Annotated in this window: 1 protein-coding gene; it reads right to left on the minus strand. The window is 40.9% G+C overall.

The window, feature by feature from the left end; genetic code table 11:
- Positions 1 to 423: 423 nt before the first annotated feature.
- Positions 424 to 2,703: an Ig-like domain-containing protein gene (locus tag OB13_RS20615; RefSeq protein WP_461492068.1), complete on the minus strand. Its 2,280-nt coding sequence runs from the start codon at positions 2,701 to 2,703 to the stop codon at positions 424 to 426.
- Between the last annotated feature and the right edge of the window lie 402 nt (positions 2,704 to 3,105).

Genomic DNA, 3,105 nt, shown 5'->3' on the forward strand with positions numbered 1-3,105 from the left:
ATTTAGACTATTTTTATAACATAAAATAAAAGCACGCTATCACTTTAGCAAGACAACTGCCTGCAATGATTGCGTTTAAGATGTGTTATACCTCTTTAGATTGTACAGGACGGCTGTAAGACTTTACTGGCTGATTAGTATCTGTTTAGAGTAGCGGTCCGATTCGAGCAAGTAATTAGAGCCTGTTCAAATTGGTTCTATAACAGGTTCTTCCTTAGAGGGCAAACTTTGCAATTTGGTCATTTTGCTTTAAAGAGGTTATTAAGGGTTGAGACAATTTCGCATGAGGCTAGCGACTTTATGTGCTCACGCTATACCTTAACAATCGTAGCATGATTATTTAATACAATACCCCATAGAAAAGGGCTGCAGATTCTGCAGCCCTTTTCTATGGGGTATTGTAGAGATGAAAACAGTCTTCTGCTATCTCTTCATAAGCTTGAATGTATGCTTGGCACCATTGTCCAGTACATGCAGCATATAGATTCCTTTTGTCGTTACATCTGACATGTCTACTGAGATCGTATTGCCGGCTGTCTCCTCCTGCTGTTGCAGGATCACCTTGCCCAGCGCATTTGTCAGTGTTACAATTACCTTACGGGCTTCCATTCCATTCAATTTTACGGTTACCACATCTTCAAATGGGTTAGGGTAAGCTGCCACCTCTCCGTTTCCACCGTCCAGCCCAATCGCTTTGATAGCTGAATAAGTAGTAGTGCCATCCAGATCTACCTGCGCCAGGCGATAGTAACGGGTACCGGACACAGCTTTTGTATCCAGGAAGCTGTAGTTCTGCTTGATAGAAGTTGTACCCACTTCGCTTTTCACAAAACCAATCTTGCTGAAGTTTCTGCTGTCTGCCGATACTTGCACTTCAAAACCGCTGTTATCTTGCTCAGACGCTGTAGCCCATGTTAAGTTTACACCTTTTGCATGACGCTGGGCCTTGAAGGAAATCAGTTCTACAGGGAGAGGAGTGATTTTCGAGTCATTGATTTCGAAGATTCTAGTGGAAGGCAAATTTGAATAGCAGGCGGAATTTGTCTCATATACTGTGAGGTCTACTCTATAACCATCTATATTTCCCGGCATTGATTCAAATTCAAAGGTTGAAGTAGTTGGCCCTTTCTTCCAATCCTCGGATTCTGTTGTTTTATAATACCACTGATAAGATTCAATTTCGGAATCCGCTATATTTGATTTAAAGCTTATGGATGCTGGCTCATTCAACTTATAATTGGCTGGAAGAACAATTTCTCCTGCAGCTGCTGTCCCTCCACCCACAAGAGCAGTAGCTGTAACAAGTGCTCTTTCACCGTCACAACCTGTTGCCGTATTCATTTTACTTACATAATAATTAACACTAGTGCCTGCTGCTAGTATATCCGTCTCAAATGTTAAGCCTGATTTCAGTATTTGTCCAGCAGCTGAATACCAAAGATAGGTTTCAGATGATCCATTAGCACCAGTTGCAGTTAAAACTACGGTCCCTGCTCCACATCTAGTCCCATTCACAGGAACTGGAACAGTTGGGGCTGTATCAGTTATCTGCATCCCTACTCTACTACTCTCACAGTTGCCATCTGCATCATATATAGCTGCATAGTACCATCCACCATTATTTCTTGGCCGAGAAAGAGTTTGACCTGTAGCAATTGCGCTACCACCTGTTTCCGTCGTATACCATCTATAACTTTGATTACCTGTTGCACCATTTGCAGTTAAAGTAATGGTTGGATTTCCATTTCCACAGTCACCATTTGACGTAACGAGAGGCTTACTGATTTGGCCAAAAACTGCATTCACAACTACTCTTTGGCTTTCACATCCAGTATTTGCTATACTTACATAATATGTTTCGCTTTTTGTCAAATTAGGTATTGTAAATTTACCGTCTGTATTAGCTATGTAGGAACCACCCGTTGGCTCTGTATACCAACGATACTCTGCTCCTGTAGGCGCTCCAGTTGCTGTTAATGTCAATGGCCCAGCAGTACAACGGCTATTATCAGTAACACTAGGAAGAATATTCCCAATTATTGCTTGTACTGGAATGCGACTTGTTATACAGCCTGAAGAGGTAACAGCGCTAACATAATAAGTTGTGGTTGCGCTCAATTGTGGCGTAGTAAAGCTATTGCCCGTACCTCCAATTTGAATCCCAGCTGAATTATACCAACGATAACTTCCACCTGCTGGTGCACCAGAAGCTGTTAGAGTGACAGACCCAGTAACACAGCTTTGACCAGATTGAGCAACTAAAGGAATCACATTAATAGTAAATGTATTTGAAGGCGCATTATCAGTGCCGCCATTTCTTTGTCTTACAATAATATTAAAGGTTGAACCTGTTACACGATTAGCTGGTATATTTACAACCAATTGAGTTTCTGAACGGAAAGAAGGTACTAGTAAATCTGGATTCGCCCCTACCTGAACTCTAGCTGCAAAAGTTCCATTTGGCCCTCCGTCTATTCGAAATCCCGTGCCGTTAACGGTTAATGTTACATCATGCCCCAGAAGCGCACAGTTCGGGTTAACACCAGTTATTGTCTGCCCAACGCTCCGACCGCTCAGGAGAAGTAGAACACCCAGCAATAATATCGTAAAGATCGTTTTTGTACTGCTCACAGCCGTTCCCGAGGCATTTGCAGCTGGCCATGTAACTGTCATGGCAGAGTTTGCGTTGTAAAAGTGTTTCATAATTGAACCATAAAAATTTTAGAAGATTCTTTTTTGGAGAGTAGCTTCATAGCTACCGGAATGTATAGGCATAGCATTTCCATTATACTTTGTCAAGCATTTCATGCACTCTTTAGCGGAGCACAAGCTGTAGGGGGCGTTTTATCTACTTAATGGACAATAAAAAGCCAGCCTGCATTTTCTGCAGCGTCCTACTTACTTCAATATTTTGGAGATTTGTTTTGCCTTTGTCTAGTGTTGTCTAATTGATTATTAATATAAAGCAATATTATAGAATATCACTGCAATTTGCTATAATTTTTTTATGCTTTTTTTTACATAATTTCTGCAATTGCACAGATGAACAGAAGTAAAATACAAAATGTTAGTCCTGTCAAGTTTAAATTAAGATATCTATATATC

Source organism: Pontibacter sp. HJ8, assembly GCF_054824225.1.

Excerpts from the sequence above, each read along its gene's own strand:
- OB13_RS20615 (WP_461492068.1), bottom strand. The coding sequence starts at position 2,703 with ATGAAACACTTTTACAACGCAAACTCTGCCATGACAGTTACATGGCCA.